The organism is Frigoribacterium endophyticum (genome assembly GCF_011759585.1).
Lineage (GTDB): Bacteria > Actinomycetota > Actinomycetes > Actinomycetales > Microbacteriaceae > Frigoribacterium > Frigoribacterium endophyticum.
Map to the genome: position 1 here is coordinate 585,061 of NZ_JAAOYV010000001.1, position 18,205 is coordinate 603,265.

Genomic DNA, 18,205 nt, shown 5'->3' on the forward strand with positions numbered 1-18,205 from the left:
GTCAGCTCGTCGCCGACAGCTGTCGAGCCCGGGCGGAGGCGCGGGCCGGCACCGCCGGGGCCGCCACCGCGTCGGCGTAGTGCCCGAGCAGCTCGTCCCCGAGGCGCTCCCAGGTGCGGCCGACGACGGCGCGGCGCCCGGCCTCGCCGAACCGGGCCCGCAGGGCCGGGTCGTCGACCAGCAGCCGGACGGCCCGGCGGAGCGAGTGGTCGTGCAGGGGGTCGACCAGGAACCCGTCGACGCCGTGCCGCACGAGGTCGAGGGGCCCGCCCGCGGCGGGGGCCACGACCGGAGTCCCGCTCGCGTGCGCCTCCTGGACCGTCTGCCCGAAGGTCTCCGTGACGCCGGTGTGCACGAAGACGTCCAGCGCCGCGTAGGCGTCCGCCAGCTCGTCGCCGTGCAGCGCCCCGGTGAACACCGGGTCGAGGTGCCGGAGCCGCCGCCGCAGCGACGGCAGCGCCGGGCCGTCGCCGACCACGACGAAGCGGGTGCCGGGCGTACGGTGCAGGGCCGCGAGCCTCTCGACCTGCTTCTCGGGGGCGAGGCGTCCCACGTAGCCGACCAGCGCCTCCCCGGGGGCCGCGCCGACCGCCGTGCGGAAGGCGGCGGACCCGCCCGCGCCGCGGCGGTTCGGGTGGTAGCGCACCGAGTCCACGCCGCGGCCCCAGGTCGCGAGCCGGTCGACGCCGGCGCGTCGCAGGTCGCGCAGCGAGGCCGACGACGGCACGAGCGTCACGGTGGCCTGCTCGTGCAGCCGCCGGACCAGGCGCCAGGCGACGGCGGCCGTGACGGGGCCGAGTCCGCTGGTGCTCGCGTAGCGGGCGACGTCGGTCTGGAAGACCGCGACGCTCGGCAGCCCGAGGCGGGCCGCCGCCGCGATCGCGTGACCGCCGAGGAGGAAGGGCGAGGCGACGTGGACGACGTCGGGGCAGAAGTCCGCGAGGGCCCCGGCGACGACGGGCGAGGGCAGACCGACGGGGAACTGCCGGTAGGCCACGCTCGGCACGCGGTGCACCCTGGCGGGGCCGTAGGAGTCGTGGCCCCGGCCCGCGGGAGCGATGACGATGGCCTTGTGGCCGCGTCGCTCCAGGTGGTCGAGCACCCGCAGCACGCTCGTCGTCACCCCGTTGACGGTGGGCAGGAAGCTCTCGGTCACGATGGCGACCCTCATGGGGACCTCCTCGGCTCGGCGTCCTCCCAGGGTCCGCCCGGGGCGTGGCCGGGGCGGGGACCTGCCGTGGCCGGGCCGTGGCGGCCTCGTGAACGGGCGGGGACGGCGGGCGGCCACGGCCCGCGCGCCGCCGGTGCCCGCCCCGGAGGCGCGCCCCGCCGGCTCCCGACCCTCCCGTCGCTAGGGTGGCCGTCATGAGCATCTCCGAGAGCGTCGAGCGCTTCTACAGCATCATCCCCGCCGGCGGCATCGGTTCCCGGCTCTGGCCCCTCAGCCGCGCCGACGCCCCCAAGTTCCTGCACGACCTGACCGGCAGCGGCTCGACCCTGCTGCGCGGCACCTGGGACCGCCTCGCGCCCCTGGCGGGCGAGCAGCGCATCATGGTCGTGACGGGCAGGGCGCACCGCGCCGCCGTCGAGGCCCAGCTGCCGACCCTGGCCGACCACAACGTCGTGCTCGAGAGCGAACCGAAGGACAGCACCGCGGCGATCGGCCTCGCCGCGGCGATCCTCCGTCGCCGCGAGCCGGACGTCATCATCGGCTCGTTCGCGGCGGACCACGTCATCGCCGACACCCGCGGTTTCCAGCGCGCGGTCGGCGAGGCCATCGTCGCCGCCGACGCCGGCTACATCGCCACGATCGGCATCACCCCGACCGAGCCCGCCATCGGCTTCGGCTACATCCACGCGGGCGACGCCCTCGCCGTCGAGGGCGCGCCGAGCGCCCTGCGCGTCGAGTCGTTCGTCGAGAAGCCGGACCTCGAGACGGCCGAGCGGTACGTGGCCGGGGGCGACTACCTCTGGAACGGGGGCATGTTCATCGCCCGTGCCGACCGCCTCCTCGAGCAGCTCGGCGAGACCCGCCCGGAGCTGCTCGCGGGCCTCGAGGAGCTCGCCGAGGCGTGGGACACCCCGCGCCGGGGCGCCGTCGTGGACCGCATCTGGCCGGGCCTCGAGAAGATCGCCATCGACTACACGGTCGCGGAGCCCGCGGCGGCCGCGGGCCGCCTCGCGGTCATCCCCGGCGCCTTCGACTGGGACGACGTGGGCGACTTCGCCTCGATCGCCAAGCTGCACTCCGGCGGGCGCAAGAGCGACCTCGCCATCCTCGGCGAGAACGCCCGCGTGCTCGCGGACGCCTCCAGCGGGATCGTCGTCGGCCACAGCGGCCGGCTCATCTCGCTGATCGGGGTGAACGACATCATCGTGGTCGACACCCCGGACGCCCTGCTGGTCACCACGACGGCGAACGCGCAGCGCGTCAAGTCGGTCGTCGACGCCCTCAAGCTGAGCGGTCGCAGCGACGTCCTCTGACGGCCCGACCGGGCTGTCCTGTTACGAGCCCGTTACGCGACGGTCGCGGTCGTGTAACGCCTCGGTCTCACTCTCCCGCAGCGGTCGGAGGGGCTCCGCGCAGTAGGTAACCTGTCGCCATACGTGCCCGGCGTCTCGTGCCGGGCAGCACCTTGGAGGACAACTTGACTACAACTGCGCGCAGGGCCGTCTTCAGCGGCCTCGCCCTGGCGAGCACCGTCGCCATCCTGGCCGGCTGTGCCTCGGCCCCCGAGAGCGACGACGCCGCGGGCGGCAGCTCCAGCGACTTCGTGCCCTGCATGGTGTCCGACGCCGGTGGCTTCGACGACAAGTCGTTCAACCAGCTGGGCTACGAGGGCCTGACCGAGGCCGCCGAGACCGCGGGCGCCGAGGCCAAGACCGTCGAGTCCGCCGACGAGACCGTCTACGACGCCAACCTCTCGAACCTGGCCGACCAGGGCTGCGGCCTGATCGTCACGGTCGGCTTCGCCCTCGCCGACGCGACGAAGACGGCGGCCGAGGCCAACACCGGCATCGACTACGCCACCATCGACGACGCGTCGATCACGGCCGACAACGTCAAGCCGATCACGTTCAACACGTCCGAGGCGGCCTTCCTGGCCGGCTACGCCGCGGCGAGCTACTCGAAGACCGGCACCGTCGGCACCTTCGGCGGCATGCAGTTCCCGACCGTCACCATCTTCATGGACGGCTTCGCCGACGGCGTCGAGTACTACAACGAGCAGAAGAGCGCCGACGTCAAGGTCGTCGGCTGGGACGTCCCGTCGCAGACCGGCACCTTCACCGGCGGCTTCGAGGCCGGCACCACGGCCAAGCAGAGCGCCCAGACCCTGATCGACCAGGGCGCGGACGTCATCCTGCCCGTCGGCGGCCCGATCTACCAGAGCGCCGCCGAGGCCATCCGCGACTCCGGCTCGGACGTCGTCCTGGTCGGCGCCGACTCCGACACCTACGAGACCGACAGCGCCAACAGCGACCTGTTCCTGACCTCGGTGCTCAAGGGCATCAAGCAGGCCACGAACGACGTCGTCACCCAGTCGGCCGACGGCTCGTTCTCGAACGAGCCCTACGTGGGCACCCTCGAGAACGACGGCGTGGGCATCGCTCCGTTCCACGACTACGAAGACAAGGTCGACGCCGGGCTGCAGGACGAGCTCGACGCGATCAAGGCCGGCATCATCGACGGCTCGATCGAGGTCGAGTCGCCCTCGGCCCTCAGCTGAGCCGAGCAGCCACCCCCTCAGGCATCGTCTAGCATTGCCTGATCGAGGGCCCGGTCCGGACGGTCTCCACCGTTCGGCCCGGGCCCTTCCCACGCCTACACCCGAGGTAGATTGACGAGATGAAGCTCGAGCTCCAGGGCATCACCAAGCGATTCGGCGCACTGACCGCCAACGACCACATCAGCCTCACCGTCGAGCCGGGCGAGATCCACGCCCTCCTCGGTGAGAACGGCGCCGGCAAGTCGACGCTCATGAACGTGCTCTACGGCCTGTACCAGGCCGACGAGGGCGAGATCCTGCTCGACGACGTCGTCCAGCGGTTCTCCGGCCCCGGCGACGCCATGGCGGCGGGCATCGGCATGGTCCACCAGCACTTCATGCTCGTCCCCGTCTTCACCGTGGCGGAGAACGTGATGCTGGGCAACGAGGAGACCCGCCCCGGCGGGCGGCTCGACCTGCAGGCCGCCCGCGCGAAGGTGCGCGAGATCTCCCGGCGCTTCGGCTTCGACATCGACCCCGACGCCGTCGTCGAGGAGCTCCCGGTCGGGGTGCAGCAGCGCGTCGAGATCGTCAAGGCGCTGTCGCGCGACGCCGAGGTCCTCGTCTTCGACGAGCCGACCGCCGTGCTCACCCCTCAAGAGACCGACGAGCTGATGGTCATCATGCGCCAGCTCCGCGACGCCGGCACGGGCATCGTCTTCATCACCCACAAGCTGCGCGAGGTGCGCGAGGTCGCCGACCGCATCACCGTCATCCGCCTCGGCAAGGTCGTCGGCGAGGCCGAGCCCACGGCGACCAACGCCGAGCTGGCGTCGCTCATGGTCGGCCGTGCGGTGGAGCTCACCGTCCAGAAGGCCCCCGCCGCCCCGGGCGAGGCCGCCCTGGTCGTCGAGGGGCTCCGCGTGCTCGACCCCATCGGCCAGGTCGTCGTCGACGACGTCTCGTTCGAGGTGCGCCGCGGCGAGGTGCTCGCCATCGCGGGCGTCCAGGGCAACGGGCAGACCGAGCTGACCGAGGCGATCCTCGGCCTCCAGGGCCGGGTCGAGGGGCGCGTCACGCTCGACGGGCGCGACATCACGGGCCTGAGCGTCCGCCGCGTGCTCGACGCCGGGGTCGGCTTCGTCCCCGAGGACCGCAACGAGGACGGCCTCGTCGGCGAGTTCACCGTCGCCGAGAACCTGATGCTCGACCGCTCCCAGTCCGGCCCGTTCGTGAAGCGCGGCTCGTTGCGCCTCGCCGAGCTGGCCGCCTTCGCGGTCGAGAAGGTGCGGGAGTTCGACATCCGCACCCAGGGCATCACCACTCCGGCCGGGCGCCTGTCGGGCGGCAACCAGCAGAAGGTCGTGCTCGCGCGCGAGCTGAGCCGCGACCTGCGCCTCTTCGTGGCCGCCCAGCCCACCCGCGGCATCGACGTCGGGTCGATCGAGTTCGTCCACAAGCGCATCGTGGAGACGCGCGACCAGGGCGTGCCCGTCATCGTCGTCTCGACCGAGCTCGACGAGGTCGTGGCCCTGGCCGACCGCATCGCCGTGATGTACCGCGGCTCGATCATCGGCATCGTCCCCGCCGACACCCCCCGCGACGTGCTGGGGCTCATGATGGCCGGCGAGACGCCGCACGGAACGGAGCAGGCAGCGTGAGCGACGCCACCACCACGACCACCCCGACCCCGGCGGGCGGCCCGGCCGCCCCGGAGACGCGACCCGGCGACCCGCGCGGGTCGCGCCTCCTGCGGGAGATCACGACCGGCAACGCCGCCATCTCGGTCCTCGCCGTCGTGCTCGCCCTCGTCGTCTCGGGCCTGCTGATCGGCTTCACCGACCCCACGGTGCAGTCGACCCTCGGGTACTTCGCGTCGCGGCCGACGGACTTCTTCCAGGCCTTCGGCCGCACGGTGGGCGGGGCGTACTCCTCGCTCTTCCAGGGCGCGGTCTACAACTTCCGGGTCGACGGCTTCGCCGCCGGGATCCGCCCGCTGACCGAGACCCTGAATTACTCGGTGCCCCTGATCGCGGCCGGGCTCGGCGTCGCCCTCGCCTTCCGCGTCGGCCTCTTCAACATCGGCGCGCGCGGCCAGATGCTCGTCGCGGCGGGCGCGGCGGGGTGGGTCGGCTTCTCGTTCGACCTGCCGCTCGCGGTGCACCTGCCCCTCGCGCTCCTGGCCGGCATCGCCGGCGGCGCCGTCTGGGGCGGGCTCGTCGGCCTGCTCAAGGCCAGGACGGGCGCGCACGAGGTGATCCTCACGATCATGCTCAACTACATCGCCTTCTACCTGATCTCGTTCGCCCTGCGCACGCCGGGCCTCCTCCAGGCTCCGGGCAGCCCGAACCCGAAGTCGCCCGCGACGCTCCCGAGCGCCGTGCTGCCCGACCTCTTCGGGGCCCGCTACAACCTCAACTGGGGCTTCATCATGGTGATCGTCGTGACCGCCGTCGTCTGGTGGCTGATCAACCGGTCGACGCTCGGGTTCCGGTTCCGCGCGGTGGGCGAGAACCCCCACGCTGCCCGCACGGCCGGCATGGACGTCAAGAACATCTACCTGTACGCCATGCTGATCTCCGGCGCGCTGGCGGGCGTCGCGGGCTCGACGCAGGTGCTCGGCACGCTGACCACGGGCTTCACCGCGGGCATCGACGCCGGCATCGGCTTCGACGCCATCACCGTCGCGCTGCTCGGTCGCTCGCGCCCGTGGGGCGTCTTCGGCGCCGGCGTGCTCTTCGGCGCCCTCAAGGCCGGCGGCTACTCGATGCAGGCGGCCAACGGCGTGCCGATCGACATCGTGCTCGTCGTGCAGTCCCTGATCGTGCTGTTCGTCGCGGCCCCGCCGCTCGTCCGCAGCATCTTCCGTCTGCCCGCGCCGGGTGCCCGCAGGGCCCCCCGCGCCTCGAAGAAGGAGGCGGTGGTCACCAAGTGAGCACCCTCACCCCCGACGTCGCGGCTCCCGCCGCGCCCACGCCCGGCCTCGCCCGCGCCGTCACGCGCAGCTTCAAGGCCCCGATCGCGTTCGCGGTCTTCTCGGTCATCGCCGTCGTGCTCTTCGTCGGCCTGCAGCGGGAGGGCCGGAGCACCTTCCGCCTCTCGACGCCCACCGACTTCTTCGCCCTGCCCGACGCGGTGCTGCCGTCCGCCGCGACGGGCGTCGTCCTCACCGTCGTGCTGGTGCTGCTGACCGTCGCTGCGTTCCTCCTGGCCGTCCGCGCCTCCCGGGTGCCGATCTGGCTGGTCAGCGTGTTCGGCGTCGTCTTCCTCGTCGCCTTCCTCACCTGGACGAGCGCCGACGCGACGATCCCCGTGCCGGGCCTCCTGCTCGGAGCCCTCGCGCTCAGCACGCCGCTCATCTTCGGAGCCCTGGGCGGCGTCATCTCGGAGCGGGTCGGCGTCGTGAACGTCGCCATCGAGGGGCAGCTGCTCGCCGGCGCCTTCGTCTCGGCCGTGGTGGCCTCGGCCACCGGGTCGGCCGTCGTCGGCCTCGCCTCGGCCATGGTCGCGGGCGTGCTCGTCTCGATGGTCCTCGCGGTGTTCAGCATCCGCTACGTCGTCGACCAGGTGATCGTCGGCGTCGTGCTGAACGTGCTCGTCACGGGCCTCACGAGCTTCCTGTACTCACAGGTGCTCACGAAGTCGGAGGCGCTCAACGAGGGCGTCCGGTTCCCGCAGCTGCCGATCCCCGGCCTGAGCCAGATCCCGATCATCGGGCCGGTGTTCTTCCGCCAGACGATCATCGTCTACCTCATGTACGTCGCGATCGCCGTGGTCTTCTACGGTCTCTTCCGCACCCGGTGGGGGCTGCGCCTCCGCGCCGTCGGCGAGCACCCGCAGGCCGCCGACACCGTGGGCATCAAGGTCAACGCGACCCGGTTCTGGAACGTCTCCCTCGCCGGCGCGATCGCGGGCCTGGGAGGGGCGTACTTCACCCTCGGCTCGCTCGGCAACTTCCAGAAGGAGATGACGGCGGGCGCGGGCTTCATCGCCCTGGCCGCCGTGATCTTCGGCCGGTGGGACCCGATCAAGGCCACGTTGGCGGCCCTGCTGTTCGGCTTCGCGTCGAACCTCCAGAACGTGCTCGGGGCCATCGGCTCGCCGGTGCCGAGCGAGTTCATGCTGATGCTGCCCTACGTCGTGACGATCTTCGCCGTCGCGGGGCTGGTCGGCCAGTCGCGCGGCCCGGCCGCCTCCGGCAAGGCGTACGTGAAGTCGTGAGCGTCGTCGAGTCCACCGACTGGGAGGCCCTCCGGGCCGCGGCCCGGGCGGCCATGTCCAAGGCGTACGTCCCCTACTCGAGGTTCCCCGTGGGGGCGGCTGCCCTCACGACCGACGGCCGGCTCGTCTCGGGCTGCAACATCGAGAACGCGTCGTACGGCATCACGCTCTGCGCCGAGTGCTCCCTCGTCACCGACCTCGTCATGGGCGGCGGGGGGCGGCTCGTCGCCTTCGCCTGCGTCGACGGCAACGGCGACGTGCTGATGCCCTGCGGCCGCTGCCGGCAGCTGCTCTACGAGCACTCCGACGCCTCCATGGTGCTCGACACCGTCTCGGGCTTCCGCACGATCGACGAGGTCATCCCCGACGCGTTCGGGCCGCGCCAGCTCGAGGAGTTCCGCGCCTCGCAGGCGTAGGCGCCCCTCGGGGCGTGCACCGCGCCTCCTCGCCCCGCCCTCCGTCCGGCGTCGTTCCGGGGCCGGCGAGACACCTCCGGAACGACGCCGCCACCGCTGAGGAGACCCCATGACCACCACCGTCGAGCCCTTCGACACCGTCGACCTGATCCGCGTCAAGCGCGGGTCGGGCGCCCTCAGCACCGCGCAGATCGACTGGCTGATCGACGCCTACACGCGCGGGTACGTGGCGGACGAGCAGATGTCGGCACTGACCATGGCGATCTTCCTCAACGGCATGGAGCGCCGCGAGATCCGCGACATGACCCTGGCCATGATCCGCAGCGGCGAGACGATGGACTTCGCCGGCCTCGGCAGGACCACCGTCGACAAGCACTCGACCGGGGGAGTGGGCGACAAGATCACGCTGCCGCTCGCCCCGCTCGTGGCCTCGTTCGGCGTCGCCGTGCCGCAGCTCTCGGGCCGGGGCCTCGGCCACACGGGCGGCACGCTCGACAAGCTCGAGTCGATCCCCGGCTGGCAGGCGTCGATCTCGAACGAGCGGATGCGCGAGATCATGGCCGACAGCGGCGCGGTCGTCTGCGCGGCCGGCTCGGGCCTCGCCCCGGCCGACGGCAAGCTGTACGCGCTCCGCGACATCACCGGCACGGTCGAGTGCATCCCCCTCATCGCGTCGTCGATCATGAGCAAGAAGATCGCGGAGGGCACGGCGGCCCTCGTGCTCGACGTCAAGTTCGGCTCGGGCGCCTTCATCCAGGACATCGAGCAGTCGCGCCTGCTCGCCCGCACGATGGTCGACCTCGGCACCGACGCCGGGGTCGCGACGACGGCCCTGCTCACCGACATGAACGTGCCGCTCGGCCTGACGATCGGCAACGCCCTCGAGGTGCGCGAGTCCGTCGAGACCCTCGCGGGCGGCGGCCCGGCCGACATCCGCGAGCTCACCGTCGCGCTGGCGCGCGAGATGCTGACCCTCGCCGGCCAGCCCGACGCCGACGTGGAGGCCGCGCTCGACGACGGCCGCGCGATGGACGCCTGGAAGGCCATGATCCGTGCCCAGGGCGGCGACCCGGACGCGGCGCTGCCGACCGCGCGCGAGACCCACGTCGTGACGGCCGAGCGCAGCGGGTACCTCACCGAGCAGCGGGCGCTGCCCTTCGGCGTGGGCGCCTGGCGCCTGGGCGCGGGCCGGGCCCGGAAGCAGGACCCGGTCCAGGCGGCGGCCGGCATCGAGCTGCACGCGAAGCCGGGCGACGCGGTGACGGCGGGCCAGCCCCTGTTCACGCTGCACACCGACGAGCCCGCGCGGTTCGACCGTGCGCTCGAGGCCGTGCAGGGCGCCTGGAGCATCGGCGACGAGCGGACGACGCGCGGCCCGATCGTGGCCGAGCGCGTCTCCTGACGTCGGCTCCGGCGGCGTCCAGCCGGCGCGCCGGGCGTGCCCGACGCGTGCACGGCTGGCTCGCCGTGGTCGTCCAGGGTCGGGGGCCCGCGCACGGGTAGGTTGGTCCCCATGAGCGCTCCGGACAAGGACTACCGACTGCCTGACGGCGGCCCCAGCATCGTCTCCCTCCCCAAGGTGTCGTTGCACGACCACCTCGACGGCGGGCTCCGCCCCTCGACGATCATCGAGCTGGCCGACGAGATCGGCTACGACCTCCCGGTCGGGGGCGACGCGGAGGCCCTCGAGCGCTGGTTCGTCGAGAGCGCCGACTCCGGCAACCTGCCCGACTACCTCGCGACCTTCGACGTCACCACGGCGGTCATGCAGACCGAGGCGGGCCTGAACCGCGTGGCCCGTGAGTTCGTCCTCGACCTCGCGGCGGACGGCGTCGTGCACGGCGAGGTCCGCTGGGCCCCCGAGCAGCACCTCACCGCCGGGCTGTCGCTCGACGCGACGGTCGAGGCCGTCCAGGCGGGCATCGACCAGGCCGTGGAGGAGCTCTCCGGCCAGGGCCACGACATCTCCGTCGGTCAGCTGATCACGGCCATGCGCCACGCCGACCGTGGGCTCGAGATCGCCCAGCTCGCGGTGCGCCACCGCGAGAACGGCGTCGTCGGCTTCGACATCGCCGGTGCCGAGGCGGGCTTCCCCGCCAGCGCCCACCGCCCCGCCTTCGACCTCCTCGCCCGGGAGTTCTTCCCCGTCACCGTGCACGCCGGCGAGGCGGACGGCCTCGACAGCATCCGCAGCGCCCTGCTCGACGGTCGGGCCCTGCGCCTCGGCCACGGCGTCCGCCTCGCGGAGGACATCCGCGTCGTCGAGGCGCGCGGCGGTCAGACCACGGTCGAGCTCGGCCCGATCGCGTCGTGGGTCCGTGACCGTGAGATCGCCCTCGAGCTCTCCCCGCAGTCGAACCTCCAGACCGGTGCGATCGCAGCCTGGGGCACCGACCTCGACGACCACCCCTTCGACCTGCTCTACCAGCTCGGCTACCGGGTCACGGTCAACACCGACAACCGCCTGATGAGCGACACGAGCCTCAGCAAGGAGCTCGCGCTGCTGGCCCAGGCCTTCGACTACGGCCTCGACGACCTGCTCGCGTTCCAGCTCAACGCCGCCGCGTCGAGCTTCCTCCCGCTGGAGGACCGCGACGAGCTCGCCGACCGCATCACGGCGGGGTTCGAGGCGGTCTGACGTGACGCTGCCCCCGGTGCCCGACTCCGCCGTCGTCATCGCCGCGCCCGTCACCGACTGGCGTGCGGCGGTGCACGCGGCGGCCGACGCCCTGGTCGCCTCCGGGTCGGCGCTGCCCGGCTACGGCGACGAGATGGTGCGGATGATCGACGAGCACGGTCCGTACGTCGTCATCGCGCCGGGCCTCGCGCTCGCCCACGCCCGGCCCGACGACCTCGTGCTGCGTGACGGCCTCGCCGTGGTCACCCTCGCGGCTCCCGTGGCCTTCGGGCACCCGCACAACGACCCGGTGAGCGTCGTGCTCGGCCTCGCCGTGGGGTCGGTGGGCGGTCACCTCGAGTCGATCGCCGACATCGCGAACGTCTTCAACGACGCGTCGGTCATCCCCGCCCTCGCCGGCGCGGCCTCCGCCGACGAGGTCCGGCAGCTGCTCGGCGCCCCCGCCTCGGCCGACGGCGGCCGCTCGACGCCCGAGGAGGGCTCCCCGTGAAGATCGTGACCATCTGCGGCGTCGGCATCGGCAGCAGCGGCATCCTCAAGGTCAACGCCGAGCGCGTCCTGGCCAAGCTCGACATCGAGGCGGACGTCGTCGCGGCCGACATCGGCTCCCTGGCCGGCGTCGCGGACGACGCCCAGGTGATCCTCACCTCCGCCGAGTTCGTCGAGGCCATCGGCCAGACCTTCGCCGACGTCATCGTCATCCAGAACCACTTCGACCAGCAGGAGCTCACCGAGAAGCTGCAGCGGTCGCTCGGCTGACGGGGCCGGTCCGGGCACGGACGCACGGACGGAGGCCGCCCCCCTCAGGGGAGCGGCCTCCGTGCTCGTCTCGTGGTGGACTAGGCGAGCAACGCGCGCATGCCCGCGTCGAGGTCGGCCACGGCCGCCTCGGCGGCGGCCCGGCGAGCCGGGGCCTCCCCGTCGGTGCTCGACGCGTCGATGTAGACCTTGAGCTTCGGCTCCGTCCCGCTCGGGCGCACGATGACCCTCGAGCCGTCGGTGAACCAGAAGCGGAGCACGTCGCCGGCGGGGAACTCCCCGAAGCCGTCGATGAAGTCGTCGACGTGGTCGACCCGTCGCGTGCCGACCTGGCGGGGCGGCGACTGGCGGAGTCGCGTGGTCAGCTCCTTGATGCGCTCCAGGTCGTCGACGCGCAGCGAGATCTGCGACGAGGCGAAGGCGCCGAACTCCGCGTCGAAGTCGCGCAGGTGCTCGGCGATGCTCGAGCCCCGGCCGTGCAGCTCGGTGGCGAGGGCCAGGATCTCGACGGCGGCGGAGATGCCGTCCTTGTCACGGACCTTGGCCGGGTCGACCAGGTAGCCGAGCGCCTCCTCGTAGCCGTAGAGCAGGCCGCCCACGCGGGAGACCCACTTGAAGCCGGTCAGGGTGTCGCGGTAGTCGAGGTCGTAGCGGCGGGCGACCTCGCGGAGGGCCGGCGACGAGACGATGCTCGCGGCGAGGGTGCCGTCGACGTCGTCCCGGCGGGCTCGCTCGGCGGCACGCCAGCCCAGCAGCGCCCCGACCTCGTTGCCGGTCAGGCGCCGCCACCCGTCGGGCCCCGGCACGGCGACAGCGAGGCGGTCGGCGTCGGGGTCGTTGGCGATGACCAGGTCGGCGGAGACGCGGTCGGCGGTGGCGAAGGCCAGGTCGAGCGCACCGGGCTCTTCCGGGTTCGGGAAGGCGACCGTGGGGAAGGCGGGGTCGGGCGCCGACTGCTCGGCGACGGGCACGGGCTCGGTGAAGCCCGCCGTCGCGAAGACGCGACGCGCGACCTCCCACCCGACGCCGTGCATCGCCGTGTAGACGACGCGAGGCTGCGACCCCGACGCGGCGGTGCCGGCGAGGGCCGCGGTGCGGGCCACGTACTCGCCGACGAGGTCGTCGCCGGCCTGTCGGTGGTCGTCGGAGCGGGGGATCTCCGACACCGGGCGACGCGCCGCCTCCTCGATCAGAGCCGCGATCTCCGCGTCGACCGGCGACACGATCTGCGACCCGGCGTCGAGACCGCCCAGGTAGACCTTGTAGCCGTTGTCGGCGGCGGGGTTGTGGCTCGCGGTCACCATGACGCCGGCGCTGACGTCGAGGTGCCGCACGGCGAAGGCGAGCACGGGGGTGGGGAGCGCCCGGGGCAGCAGCGTGGCGGAGACGCCCGCCGCGGCCATGATCTCCGCCGTGTCGCGGGCGAAGACGTCGCTGTTGGTCCGGCCGTCGTAGCCGATCACGATCGACGGCGAGGCCTCACGGCCCACCAGGAACGCTGCGAAGCCCGCCGCCGCCTGGGCCACGAGCACGCGGTTCATGCGGTTCGGGCCGGCCCCGAGGGCGCCGCGGAGGCCCGCCGTGCCGAACTGCAGGCGGCCGTCGAAACGGTCGCGCAGCTCGGCGGCCGCCCCGTCGTCGCCCGACCGCACCGCCGTCAGCAGCGCGGCGAGCTCGGCCCGGGTGACCTCGTCAGGGTCCTGGTCGAGCCAGGCCTGCGCGTCGGCGAGGAGCCCGGCGGTCGCGTCGCCGCTCACAGGGCCGCCACGATGCGCGAGAGGAGGTCGCTGATGGCGGCCTCGGCGTCGCGGCCCGCCTGCAGCACCTCCTGGTGCGACAGCGGCTCCTTCTGGATGCCCGCGGCGAGGTTGGTGATCAGCGACATGCCGAGGATCTCCATGCCGGCCTGGCGGGCGGCGATGGCCTCGAGGGCCGTCGACATCCCGACGATGTGGCCGCCCATGGCCTTGGCCATCTGCACCTCGGCGGGCGTCTCGTAGTGCGGCCCGCGGAACTGCGTGTAGACGCCCTCGTCGAGCGAGGGGTCGATCCCCCTGGCGAGCTCGCGGAGCCGCGCCGAGTAGAGGTCGGTCAGGTCGATGAAGGTCGCGCCCTCGAGGGGGGAGTCGGCGGTCAGGTTGATGTGGTCGCTGATCAGCACGGGGCTGCCGGGCTTCCAGGTCTCCTTGATGCCGCCCGCGCCGTTGGTGAGGATCATCGTGGTCGCGCCGGCGGCGGCCGCGGTGCGGACGCTGTGGACGACGCGGCGGACGCCGTGGCCCTCGTAGTAGTGCGTGCGGGCGCCGATGACGAGGGCGTGCTTGCCGCTCGGCAGCAGGATGCTGCGGATCGAGCCGGTGTGGCCGACCACCGCGGAGGCGCTGAAGCCGGTGATCTCGGTGGCGGGCACCTCGGCGACGGTCTCGCCGATCAGGTCGGCCGCCGCGGCCCAGCCGCTGCCGAGCGTGAGGGCGATGTCGTGGCGCTCGACGCCGGTGGCCCGGGCGATGTCGGCAGCGGCGGTGCGGGCGACCTCGAACGGGTCGGCAGCGGGGTCGTCGAGGGGGTGCGTGGGTGTCTCGGACATGCGCTCCACTCTAGGGTCTGCTCCCCGGGCCGGGGGGCGCCTCCGCGGGCGTCAGTCGATGCTGAGCAGCACGTGGCCCGACGACACCGTCTGGCCGACCGCGGCCGAGATGCCCGAGACGACGCCGTCGCGGTGGGCCGCGACCGGCTGCTCCATCTTCATGGCCTCGAGCACGAGCACGAGGTCGCCCTTGACGACCGACTGGCCCTCCTCGACGGCGAGCTTGACGACGGTGGCCTGCATCGGCGAGGTCACCTGCGAGCCCGTCGCGGTGACGACGGTCGACCCGCCGGAGCGCCGGCGGGGAGCGGCGGCGGGAGGCGCGGTGCGGGCGCCCAGACCGGCCGGCAGCGAGACCTCGACGCGCTTGCCGCCGACCTCGACCACGACGGTGGTGCGCTCGTCGAGCGCGCGCGGCGCCTCGGCCTCGCCGCTCCAGGCGGGGATGTCGTTCTCGAACTCGGTCTCGATCCAGCGGGTGTAGATCGAGAACGGCGCCCCGTCGGCCGGGGCGAAGGCGGGGTCGCGCACGATGGCGCGGTGGAACGGCAGGACGGTGGGGAGGCCGGCGACCGTGAACTCGTCGAGGGCGCGGCGCGACCGCTCGAGGGCCTCCTCGCGGGTGGCTCCGGTGACGATCAGCTTGGCCAGCAGGGAGTCGAACGACCCGCTGATCTCGTCACCCGCCTGGACGCCGCTGTCGACGCGGACGCCGGGCCCGGTCGGGGCGGAGAACACGTGGACGGGGCCCGGAGCCGGCATGAAGCCCCGCCCGGCGTCCTCGCCGTTGATGCGGAACTCGAACGAGTGCCCGCGGGCCACCGGGTCGCCGTACTCGAGCACGCCGCCCTCGGCGAGGCGGAACTGCTCGCGCACGAGGTCGATGCCGGTGACCTCCTCCGAGACCGGGTGCTCGACCTGGAGGCGCGTGTTGACCTCGAGGAAGGAGACGGTGCCGTCCTTCCCGACGAGGAACTCGCAGGTGCCGGCCCCGACGTACCCGACCTCGCGGAGGATGGCCTTCGACGCGCTGTAGAGGGCCTCCACCTGGGCCTCCGTCAGGAACGGCGCGGGCGCCTCCTCGACGAGCTTCTGGTGACGGCGCTGCAGCGAGCAGTCGCGCGTCGAGACGACGACGACGTTGCCGTGCTGGTCGGCGAGACACTGGGTCTCGACGTGCCGGGGCTGGTCGAGGTACTTCTCGACGAAGCACTCGCCGCGGCCGAAGGCGGCGACGGCCTCGCGGGTCGCCGACTCGAAGAGCTCGGGGACCTCCTCGCGGGTGCGGGCGACCTTGAGGCCGCGGCCGCCGCCGCCGAACGCCGCCTTGATGGCGACGGGGAGGCCGTGCTGGTCGACGAACTCGAGCACCTCGTCGGCCCCGGAGACCGGGTTGAGCGTGCCGGGGGCGAGCGGGGCGCCGACGCGCTCGGCGATGTGGCGGGCGCTGACCTTGTCGCCGAGCTGCTCGATGGCCGCGGGCGAAGGCCCGATCCAGACGAGCCCGGCGGCCGTGACGGCGCGCGCGAAGTCGGCGTTCTCGGCGAGGAACCCGTAGCCCGGGTGCACCGCGTCCGCCCCCGAGCGGCGGGCGACGGAGAGGATCTTGTCGATGACGAGGTACGTCTCGGCGCTCGTCGTGCCCTCGAGCGCGTAGGCCTCGTCGGCGAGGCGGGCGTGCTGGGCGTCGCGGTCCTGGTCGGCGTAGACGGCGACGGAGCCGATGCCGCTGTCGCGGGCGGCCCGGATCACGCGGACGGCGATCTCTCCACGGTTGGCGATGAGGACCTTGCTGATACGAGGCATAGTTCCTCACCCTATTGCGCGGTCGACCCTTTTCTTTGGCTGACGTGCACAAGAACACGCGGGAGGCGCGTGATGCTTCCTACGAGGACGCCCCGGTCGGAGAGGTCCAGAGCTCCTGCCAGCCGACGCCGAAGCCGCGCACGAGCGAGCGGAGCACCGGCACGGAGAGCCCCACGACGGCGCTCGGGGTGCCCTCGATGTGGCCGATGAAGGCGGAGGCCCGGCCGTCGATGGTGAAGGCGCCGGCCACCTCGAGGGGCTCCCCGGTGGCCACGTAGGCGTCGAGCTCGGCCGGGTCGAGGTCGTCGGCGAAGGTGAGGTCGGCGGAGGCGACGGCGCCCGCGCCCCCCGACGGGTGCTCCTCCGTGGCCCGCGGCGCGCCTCCCCGGTGGTCGATCAGCCAGTGGCCCGACCAGAGCGTGCCGTGCCCCACCTCGGCCATGCGGCGCCAGCGGTCGAGCGCGAGCCGGGGCAGGTGCGGCTTGCCGTGCACCTCGCCGTCGAACTCGAAGGCGCTGTCGCCGCCGAGCACGAGACCGTCGAGCGGGCGACCGTCGACGGTCACGTCGAGCACGGCCTCGGCCTTCGCCCGGGCCAGGAGCGACACGGTCTCGGAGGCCGTCAGGCGACGCCCCGCCTCCTCCTCGGCCCGTGCCACCGCGGCGTCCTCGTCGACGCCGGGGCTGATCAGGACGGGCTCGACGCCCGCGGCCCGGAGGAGGGCGAGGCGGGCGGGGGAGGTGCTGGCCAGGTAGAGCGCGACGGTCATGCCCGCCAGCCTGTCAGACTCGACGCATGGGAGACATGCTGGGCCGCGAGGTCGAACTGGACGTGACGGGCATCGCACACGGGGGCATCTCGGTGGCGCGCCTCGACGGGCGCGTGGTGTTCGTCAGCGACACCCTGCCGGGCGAGAAGGTGGTCGCCCGCGTCACCGACGACAAGAAGAAGTCGTTCTGGCGCGCCGACACCGTGTCGGTCGTGGAGGCCAGCGAGCACCGGCGCGCGCACGTGTGGTCCGCCGCCGCCCTCGAGGTCGACCCGGTCGACCGGGCCGGCGGCGCCGAGTTCGGCCACGTCGACCTCGCCCACCAGCGCGAGCTCAAGTCGCAGGTGCTGCGCGACGCGCTCGTGCGCACCGGCGGCCTGCCGGAGGCCGAGGCGACCGTCACGGTCGAGGCCCTGCCGGGCGACGACGAGCGCCGGGGCACGGGCTGGCGGACGCGCGTCCGGCTGCACCTCGACGCCGACGGTCGACCCGGCCAGTACGCGGCGCGCTCGCACCGCGTCGTGCCCGTCCGGGACCTGCCGCTCGCCACCGACGAGGTGGCCGCCGCCGCGCCCCTCGGCGAGGCCTTCGTCGGCGAGGAGCACGTCGACGTCCTCGCGCCGAGCGTCGGGGGAGCGCGCCTCGTCATCGGGCGCCAGGCGCCCAGCACCATCACCGAGACGGTCGGCGACCGCAGCTTCCGCCTCGACGATCGGGGCTTCTGGCAGGTGCACCGCCAAGCCGCGGCGACCCTGACGGCCGCCGTGCAGCAGATGGTCGACGTCGACCTCTTCGACCCGCGCGCCGACAACCTCGACCTCTACGGCGGCGTCGGCCTCCTGGCGGCCGCGCTCGGCGACGCCTTCGGCCCCTCCGTCCGCGTGACGAGCGTCGAGAGCGACGAGCGCGCGACCGAGCACGCCTCGGAGAACCTCGCGGAGTGGCTCGGGGCCTCGGCCGAGACGGGCCGTGTCGAGCGCTGGGTCCGCCAGCGCGCCGACCGCGCGACCGCCGCCGAGCGCGACCGCGCGCGGGCCGCGACCGTCGTGCTCGACCCGCCCCGCTCGGGCGCCGGCAAGGAGGTCGTCGCCGCCCTCGGCGAGCTGTCGCCCGCCCAGGTCGTCTACGTGGCCTGCGACCCGGTCGCCCTCGCCCGCGACGTCGCGCTGTTCCGCGACGCGGGCTACGACGCCGTCCGTCTCCGGGCCTTCGACCTCTTCCCGAACACGCACCACGTCGAGACCGTCGTGCAGCTGCGTCGACGCTGACGCGGCGGCCCCGGGCGGATACGATGGCGTCGTG

The 18,205-nt window shown here is 73.3% G+C and carries 16 protein-coding genes; 11 read left to right on the forward strand and 5 right to left on the reverse strand.

Annotated elements, in window-relative coordinates:
• Position 1: 1 nt before the first annotated feature.
• Positions 2-1,171 carry a glycosyltransferase family 4 protein gene (locus tag FHR77_RS02760; RefSeq protein WP_167258633.1) on the reverse strand — a complete coding sequence of 390 codons (1,170 nt, stop codon included), beginning with the start codon at positions 1,169-1,171 and terminating at the stop codon, positions 2-4.
• 194 nt (positions 1,172-1,365) lie between these two features.
• Here FHR77_RS02760 and FHR77_RS02765 point away from each other — a divergent pair, with 194 nt between their 5' ends.
• The 10 genes from FHR77_RS02765 to FHR77_RS02805 all read left to right on the forward strand — a co-directional run bounded on the left by FHR77_RS02765 (position 1,366) and on the right by FHR77_RS02805 (position 11,741).
• Positions 1,366-2,484 carry a mannose-1-phosphate guanylyltransferase gene (locus tag FHR77_RS02765; RefSeq protein WP_167258635.1) on the forward strand — a complete coding sequence of 373 codons (1,119 nt, stop codon included), beginning with the start codon at positions 1,366-1,368 and terminating at the stop codon, positions 2,482-2,484.
• A 164-nt stretch (positions 2,485-2,648) separates the two neighbouring features.
• Entirely contained in the window at positions 2,649-3,728 is a 1,080-nt protein-coding gene (locus FHR77_RS02770; RefSeq protein ID WP_167258637.1) for a BMP family lipoprotein, read from the forward strand.
• Between the two features lie 119 nt (positions 3,729-3,847).
• Complete coding sequence (locus tag FHR77_RS02775; RefSeq protein ID WP_167258639.1) at positions 3,848-5,368, forward strand: ABC transporter ATP-binding protein; 1,521 nt, start codon at positions 3,848-3,850, stop codon at positions 5,366-5,368.
• Positions 5,365-6,642 (forward strand): ABC transporter permease subunit, encoded by a 1,278-nt coding sequence (locus FHR77_RS02780; RefSeq protein ID WP_167258641.1) that lies wholly within the window; start codon positions 5,365-5,367, stop codon positions 6,640-6,642. The genes FHR77_RS02775 and FHR77_RS02780 overlap by 4 nt, the downstream gene beginning before the upstream one ends.
• Positions 6,639-7,928, forward strand: coding sequence for an ABC transporter permease (locus tag FHR77_RS15535; RefSeq protein WP_341777194.1), 1,290 nt, complete (start codon positions 6,639-6,641; stop codon positions 7,926-7,928). Before FHR77_RS02780 ends, FHR77_RS15535 begins: the two co-directional genes overlap by 4 nt.
• Positions 7,925-8,344, forward strand: coding sequence for a cytidine deaminase (locus tag FHR77_RS15540; protein WP_341777195.1), 420 nt, complete (start codon positions 7,925-7,927; stop codon positions 8,342-8,344). The genes FHR77_RS15535 and FHR77_RS15540 overlap by 4 nt, the downstream gene beginning before the upstream one ends.
• A gap of 109 nt (positions 8,345-8,453) precedes the next feature.
• Positions 8,454-9,746 (forward strand): thymidine phosphorylase, encoded by a 1,293-nt coding sequence (locus tag FHR77_RS02790; protein ID WP_167258644.1) that lies wholly within the window; start codon positions 8,454-8,456, stop codon positions 9,744-9,746.
• A 111-nt stretch (positions 9,747-9,857) separates the two neighbouring features.
• The gene (locus FHR77_RS02795; protein WP_167258646.1) at positions 9,858-10,982 is read left to right on the forward strand and encodes an adenosine deaminase; all 1,125 of its coding nucleotides are present in this window, start codon (positions 9,858-9,860) and stop codon (positions 10,980-10,982) included.
• 1 nt (position 10,983) lies between these two features.
• On the forward strand, positions 10,984-11,472 hold the full coding sequence (locus FHR77_RS02800; RefSeq protein WP_167258648.1) for a PTS sugar transporter subunit IIA: 489 nt from the start codon (positions 10,984-10,986) through the stop codon (positions 11,470-11,472).
• Positions 11,469-11,741: a PTS sugar transporter subunit IIB gene (locus tag FHR77_RS02805; RefSeq protein WP_167258650.1), complete on the forward strand. Its 273-nt coding sequence runs from the start codon at positions 11,469-11,471 to the stop codon at positions 11,739-11,741. The genes FHR77_RS02800 and FHR77_RS02805 overlap by 4 nt, the downstream gene beginning before the upstream one ends.
• Before the next feature lie 80 nt (positions 11,742-11,821).
• Here the strand turns inward: FHR77_RS02805 and FHR77_RS02810 are convergent, their stop codons facing one another.
• The 4 genes from FHR77_RS02810 to FHR77_RS02825 all read right to left on the reverse strand — a co-directional run bounded on the left by FHR77_RS02810 (position 11,822) and on the right by FHR77_RS02825 (position 16,903).
• Positions 11,822-13,498: a phosphohexomutase domain-containing protein gene (locus FHR77_RS02810; RefSeq protein ID WP_167258652.1), complete on the reverse strand. Its 1,677-nt coding sequence runs from the start codon at positions 13,496-13,498 to the stop codon at positions 11,822-11,824.
• Entirely contained in the window at positions 13,495-14,328 is an 834-nt protein-coding gene (locus tag FHR77_RS02815; protein ID WP_167258654.1) for a purine-nucleoside phosphorylase, read from the reverse strand. Before FHR77_RS02815 ends, FHR77_RS02810 begins: the two co-directional genes overlap by 4 nt.
• A gap of 51 nt (positions 14,329-14,379) precedes the next feature.
• Positions 14,380-16,134, reverse strand: a complete 1,755-nt coding sequence (locus FHR77_RS02820; protein WP_167258656.1) for an acetyl/propionyl/methylcrotonyl-CoA carboxylase subunit alpha — start codon at positions 16,132-16,134, stop codon at positions 14,380-14,382.
• A gap of 79 nt (positions 16,135-16,213) precedes the next feature.
• Entirely contained in the window at positions 16,214-16,903 is a 690-nt protein-coding gene (locus tag FHR77_RS02825) for a Maf family protein (RefSeq protein WP_167258657.1), read from the reverse strand.
• Between the two features lie 26 nt (positions 16,904-16,929).
• On the opposite strand from FHR77_RS02825, the gene FHR77_RS02830 reads away from it, so the two are divergent.
• The gene (locus FHR77_RS02830) at positions 16,930-18,171 is read left to right on the forward strand and encodes a class I SAM-dependent RNA methyltransferase (RefSeq protein WP_167258658.1); all 1,242 of its coding nucleotides are present in this window, start codon (positions 16,930-16,932) and stop codon (positions 18,169-18,171) included.
• Positions 18,172-18,205: the final 34 nt, after the last annotated feature.

Excerpts from the sequence above, each read along its gene's own strand:
- FHR77_RS02760 (WP_167258633.1), bottom strand. The coding sequence starts at position 1,171 with ATGAGGGTCGCCATCGTGACCGAGAGCTTCCTGCCCACCGTCAACGGG.
- FHR77_RS02765 (WP_167258635.1), top strand. The coding sequence starts at position 1,366 with ATGAGCATCTCCGAGAGCGTCGAGCGCTTCTACAGCATCATCCCCGCC.
- FHR77_RS02775 (WP_167258639.1), top strand. The coding sequence starts at position 3,848 with ATGAAGCTCGAGCTCCAGGGCATCACCAAGCGATTCGGCGCACTGACC.
- FHR77_RS02790 (WP_167258644.1), top strand. The coding sequence starts at position 8,454 with ATGACCACCACCGTCGAGCCCTTCGACACCGTCGACCTGATCCGCGTC.
- FHR77_RS02795 (WP_167258646.1), top strand. The coding sequence starts at position 9,858 with ATGAGCGCTCCGGACAAGGACTACCGACTGCCTGACGGCGGCCCCAGC.
- FHR77_RS02815 (WP_167258654.1), bottom strand. The coding sequence starts at position 14,328 with ATGTCCGAGACACCCACGCACCCCCTCGACGACCCCGCTGCCGACCCG.
- FHR77_RS02820 (WP_167258656.1), bottom strand. The coding sequence starts at position 16,134 with ATGCCTCGTATCAGCAAGGTCCTCATCGCCAACCGTGGAGAGATCGCC.
- FHR77_RS02825 (WP_167258657.1), bottom strand. The coding sequence starts at position 16,903 with ATGACCGTCGCGCTCTACCTGGCCAGCACCTCCCCCGCCCGCCTCGCC.
- FHR77_RS02830 (WP_167258658.1), top strand. The coding sequence starts at position 16,930 with ATGGGAGACATGCTGGGCCGCGAGGTCGAACTGGACGTGACGGGCATC.